Source organism: Mesorhizobium sp. M1A.F.Ca.IN.020.06.1.1, from assembly GCF_004023265.1.
Taxonomy (GTDB): domain Bacteria; phylum Pseudomonadota; class Alphaproteobacteria; order Rhizobiales; family Rhizobiaceae; genus Mesorhizobium.
In genome coordinates this window covers 1-4,872 of record NZ_RZSR01000435.1, presented here as the reverse complement: position 1 = coordinate 4,872, position 4,872 = coordinate 1, and the positions used below count along the sequence as shown (strand labels likewise).

Sequence of the window (4,872 nt, the reverse complement as noted above, 5' to 3'; positions counted from 1 at the left end):
TCATTGCGCCAAGCGAGGTCCAGGCCGAAAGCGCGAGGATCAGGAAGGCGAGCACGCTGCCGGTGCCGGCCAGCCGAGGGCGGCGGAAGAGCGCCGCCAGCAGACCGGCGAGCAGCAGGAAGATCGCCAGATTGAGCGGCTGGACGAGAAACCAGAGGATCTTGGAAAGATAATAGAACATCCCTCACCCCATTACGGCGCCGCGCGTCCGTTTGGACGCGCAAAGGACGCCACAACGCTAATGGACTAGATGAGGGACAACGCTACCACCACTTGTCCGGCTGGAACCTGCCCGCGGCCTGTTCGATGACGTGGGCGGTCTGGAACAGCGTTTCCTCGTCGAACGGCCTGCCGATGAGCTGCAGGCCGAGCGGCAGGCCTTTGCGGTCAAGGCCGGCGGGCACCGATATCCCCGGCAACCCGGCCATGTTCACCGTCACGGTGAAGATGTCGTTGAGATACATTTTCACCGGATCGGCGTTCATGTCCTCGTCGGCGACGCCGAAGGCAGCCGACGGTGTGGCCGGGGTCAGGATGACGTCGACACCGGCAGCAAAGACGGTCTCGAAATCGCGCTTGATCAGCGTGCGCACTTTCTGCGCCTGCAGGTAGTAGGCGTCGTAGTAACCCGCGGAAAGCACATAGGTGCCGATCATGATGCGGCGCTTAACCTCGCGGCCGAAGCCGGCGGCGCGCGTCTTCTCATACATGTCGACGATGTCCTTGCCGGGCACGCGCAACCCGTAGCGCACGCCGTCATAGCGGGCGAGGTTGGACGAGGCCTCGGCCGGCGCCACGATGTAGTAGGCCGGCAGCGCGTATTTGGTGTGCGGCAGCGAGATATCGACGATCTCCGCCCCGGCATCCTTCAGCCAGGCAATTCCTTTCTGCCAGAGCGCCTCGATATCCTCGGGCATGCCGTCGACGCGGTACTCCTTCGGAATGCCGACCTTCATGCCCTTGATCGGCTTGCCGATCACCGCCTCGTAGTCCGGCACCGGCCGGTCGACCGACGTCGTGTCCTTCGGGTCGGAGGAGGCCATCGACTTCAACAGGATCGCGGCGTCGCGCACATCGCGCCCGATCGGACCGGCCTGGTCGAGCGAGGACGCGAAAGCGACCACGCCCCAGCGCGAGCAGCGGCCATAGGTCGGCTTGATGCCGACGGTGCCGGTGAAGGCTGCCGGCTGGCGGATCGAGCCGCCGGTATCGGTCGCGGTGGCGCCGGCGCAGAGGAAGGCGGCGACCGCGGAAGCCGATCCGCCGGAGGAGCCGCCCGGCACCAGCTGGGCGTTATCCAACGTCCGCGCGGTCTTCGCGCCGCCGGCCGAGACAAACCCGCCGTCGCCCTGATGCGTCGTCGGCGTCACCACCGTGTCGAGGCGCGAGCGCCGCCAAGGATTGATGACCGGGCCGTAATAGGAGGTCTCGTTGGAGGAGCCCATGGCGAACTCGTCCATGTTGAGCTTGCCGAGCATAACGGCGCCGTCGGCCCACAGATTGGATGTGACGGTCGATTCGTAGCGCGGTTGGAAACCGTCGAGCACATGGCTGCAGGCCTGGGTGTGGACGCCTTCGGTGGCGAACAGATCCTTGATGCCGAGCGGAATTCCTTCGAGCGCCCCGCCCTCGCCCTTGCCGAGCTTCGCGTCGGAAACCTTGGCCATCTCGCGCGCCTTGTCGCCGGTCACCGCGACATAGGCATTGAGCACCGGATTGGCGCGCTCGATCGCCGAGAGATAGGCTTCGGTGATCTCGGCAGCCGAAATCTCCTTGCCGCGCAGCTTGGCGCGGGCCTCGGAAATGGTGAGATGTGTGAGGTCGCTCATCAGGTAAGGCTCTTTTCGTAAAACACCGACCATTCCGAGTCGGGATAATCCAGCACCGGGCCGCAACGCGAAAACCCGGCGCGTTCGTAGACGGCCCAGGCGGCAGGGTGGCGATCGCCGGTCTCCAGAACCAGGCGCTTCAGGCCTTCCTGCCGCGCCAGACCCTCGATCCGCGCAACGATTTGGGCACCGATCTTCTGGCCGCGATGCGTGGGCCGCGTGTACATGCGCTTGACCTCGCCGACCGCGTCCGCATGACGCTTCAGCGCGCCGCAGCCGACCGCAAGGCCAGCGTCGCGGGCGACGAACACGGTCGTGTCGTGGCCAGCCATCTGCTCGACGGTGAGGTGATAGCAATGTTCCGGCGGCGTCAGTTCGAGCAGTGCGGTGTTGAGTTCTGCGACCAGCGCGCGCACGTCGTCCTGCAAGGGCGTCTCGACGCCGATTTCGACGGCCATCCTGCCCTTACTCCACAACCTTGGGAACGAGGAAGAAATTCTCTTCCGTGGCCGGCGCGTTGGCGACGATGTCGACCGCCTTGTTGCCGTCGGTGATCATATCCTGCCGCTTCTTCATCTCCATCGGCGTGACGGAAGTCATCGGTTCGACGCCGGAGACGTCCACCTCGTTCAACTGCTCGACGAAGCCAAGGATGGCGTTCAGCTCGCCTGTCATGCGCTCGGCATCCTGCTCGCTCACCGCAATGCGGGCAAGGTGCGCGACGCGCTTCACGGTCTGAAGATCAACGGACATGTCTATTTGCCTCGGGAAAACCAGTGCGGGCTATAGCGGCGCCGCGCTTGCGGCGCAACATAGATCATGCCGCCGACCGGGATGCGGTGCTTCGGGCGCCGCTCTAGGTAGTGTACCCTACTACATAGGGCGAACGCCTAGATCGTGATCGCCTTGCCGATCTCGGGCAGCGCCACCTTGACGCCGGATCCCTCCATGCCGGCGACGAATTTGTCGGCGGTCTGGTCGATCATCGGGAAGGTGCCGAAATGGCAGGGAACGACCGTATCGAAGCGGAAAAAGCGGCGGCAGGCTAGGGCAGCCACCGCGCCGCCCATGGTGAAGCGATCGCCGATCGGCACGATGCCGATCTTCGGTTCATGCAATTCGTTGATCAGCCCCATATCGGAAAAAATGTCGGTGTCGCCCATGTGGTAGAGCGTCTTGTCCTCCGGGAAATGCAGCACGAGCCCGCCCGGATTGCCGAGATAGGTGTTGGTACCGTCTTGTCCGCCGAACGAAGAGGAGTGCAAAGCCTGGACGAAAGTGGTGGTGAAGGGACCGCAATCGACGGTACCGCCTATATTGCCGGGATTTATCTTCTTATCGCTGACCCCCTGGCCGACGAGATACATGCAGATCTCGAAATTGGCGACAAGCATGGCGCCGCTCTTCTTCAGCACCTCGGCGGCTCCGCTGATATGATCGCTGTGGCCATGGGTCAGAAGAACATGCGTCACCCCTTCGGCTGGATTTTCCCAGCCGCCCGTCCATGACGGATTGCCGACCAGATACGGGTCGATGAGGATCTTGGCGTCGTTGGTCTCGATGCGGAATGCCGAATGTCCATACCAGGTCAGTTTCATGAAGGGATTCCTCGATTTTCTCGTTGCCAGAGGATAGAACGCCGAAAGCAAATTGAAAGTCCCGCGGCCGATCAAAAAGCCGCGCGGCGACTAACCAGGACGAGCGGTTGGGCATCATAAGCATCGAGGAATTGCCGGCACTTCTCGCGGGCGGCCGCACGCTCGCCGGGCTTGATCTGGGCGACAAGACGATCGGCGTGGCGGTGTCGGACCGAAGCCTGTCCTTTGCCCATCCGCGCCCGGTCATCCTGCGCAAGAAGTTTTCGCTCGATGCCGCCCAGTTGCTGGCTCAGCTCGAGAAGGACAATGTCGGCGCGATCGTGCTCGGCCTTCCCGTCAACATGGACGGATCGGAAGGTCCGCGCGCCCAGAAGTCCCGCGCCTTCGCGCGCAACATGGCCGCCTTGTCCGACCTGCCCTTCGTGCTATGGGACGAGCGGCTGTCGACGGTCGCGGCGGAACGGACGCTGATCGAGATGGATTTCTCGCGCAAAAAGCGCGCCGGCAAGATCGATTCGGCGGCGGCGGCCTTTATTCTGCAGGGAGCGTTGGACCGACTCCAGTCGCTCGGCCGAGCTGATCAGGGCTGACAGGGCCTTCCCGGCGCCGCCTGATCCATTCGGCGATTTGGCGCCGGCGGCGGAATGCCACCAGCCCGAGCAGCAGGAAACTGTCGAACACACAGGCCCGCGCCACCATACCGGGGATGATTCCCGGATCGACGCCGAGCATCTGGCCGTAAAGCTGGAAGACCAGGTCGTGCAATTGGCGGCTGAGCATCACGTAGCCGAAATTGATGTCGTTGAGAGACAGGAAGAACCAGCCCCAGAACAGGACCAGCGGGGCCGCCCAGAATGCGAACAAGGCGCGCATCAGCGGCGACCTCCGGGTCTGGTTTCCGGTCGGCTGGAGATGCGGGACAGGAGCGAGCTGTGCGCGACGCCCGCCGCCATGCGATGGGAAACCAGGCTGGCTTCGCTTTCATGCAAGGTCACCGCGGCGAGAGCCGAGCGTCGCTCGGCGAGCACCGCGACATAAGAGGCGAGCAGCGCCGTCATCTGGATGGCGACGACCATGAACAACCCGTTGATGCCTTGCGCGGCGCCGCCGACGAGAATCACCGAAAGCAGGAAGGAGGCGCAGATGAAGGCTATCCGCACCACCGTATCGCCCGCATCCGGCCTTGTCGCGATGTTGAGCAGCGTCTCGACGAAGGCCCAGCAGAACAGCAGCGCGACGATCAGCAGAGCGACCGCGAGCGGCGCCACGACGAGAGCATGATCGAGATCCGGGAAACGGCTGCTTTGCAGCGAGACGCCAAGCACGCCGAGCGCCGACGCGATGCCGCGATTGCCATCCATGCAGATGTAGGCCAGCAGGGCGAAGACGACCGCCCAATGCAAGGCCAGAAATGATGTCAAAACGTGCCGCATGCGCTTCCTGCC

At 63.7% G+C, this 4,872-nt stretch carries 7 protein-coding genes and 1 pseudogene; 1 reads left to right on the top strand and 7 read right to left on the bottom strand.

Features of this window, described 5'->3' with window-relative positions; translation table 11 throughout:
- From EOA60_RS19025 to EOA60_RS19005, 5 genes and pseudogenes are all read right to left on the bottom strand, one after another.
- Positions 1 to 181, bottom strand: a pseudogene (locus EOA60_RS19025) (YdcF family protein); the annotation flags it as partial.
- An 82-nt stretch (positions 182 to 263) separates the two neighbouring features.
- On the bottom strand, positions 264 to 1,829 hold the full coding sequence (locus EOA60_RS19020) for an amidase family protein (RefSeq protein WP_067319835.1): 1,566 nt from the start codon (positions 1,827 to 1,829) through the stop codon (positions 264 to 266).
- On the bottom strand, positions 1,829 to 2,287 hold the full coding sequence (locus EOA60_RS19015) for a GNAT family N-acetyltransferase (RefSeq protein ID WP_067319833.1): 459 nt from the start codon (positions 2,285 to 2,287) through the stop codon (positions 1,829 to 1,831). Before EOA60_RS19015 ends, EOA60_RS19020 begins: the two co-directional genes overlap by 1 nt.
- Before the next feature lie 7 nt (positions 2,288 to 2,294).
- Entirely contained in the window at positions 2,295 to 2,582 is a 288-nt protein-coding gene (gene gatC / locus EOA60_RS19010; protein ID WP_066992584.1) for an Asp-tRNA(Asn)/Glu-tRNA(Gln) amidotransferase subunit GatC, read from the bottom strand.
- A gap of 137 nt (positions 2,583 to 2,719) precedes the next feature.
- Positions 2,720 to 3,427, bottom strand: coding sequence for a metal-dependent hydrolase (locus EOA60_RS19005; RefSeq protein WP_067319830.1), 708 nt, complete (start codon positions 3,425 to 3,427; stop codon positions 2,720 to 2,722).
- Positions 3,428 to 3,534: 107 nt separating this feature from the next.
- On the opposite strand from EOA60_RS19005, the gene ruvX reads away from it, so the two are divergent.
- Complete coding sequence (gene ruvX / locus EOA60_RS19000) at positions 3,535 to 4,017, top strand: Holliday junction resolvase RuvX (protein ID WP_066992581.1); 483 nt, start codon at positions 3,535 to 3,537, stop codon at positions 4,015 to 4,017.
- On the opposite strand, the gene EOA60_RS18995 is transcribed toward ruvX, so the two are convergent.
- Positions 3,959 to 4,300, bottom strand: a complete 342-nt coding sequence (locus tag EOA60_RS18995; RefSeq protein WP_066992578.1) for a DUF6105 family protein — start codon at positions 4,298 to 4,300, stop codon at positions 3,959 to 3,961. The two genes, ruvX and EOA60_RS18995, sit on opposite strands and share 59 nt — an antisense overlap.
- Positions 4,300 to 4,872 (bottom strand): hypothetical protein (locus EOA60_RS18990; protein WP_348632715.1); only part of this gene is annotated, 573 nt, incomplete at its 5' end. The genes EOA60_RS18995 and EOA60_RS18990, both read right to left, overlap by 1 nt.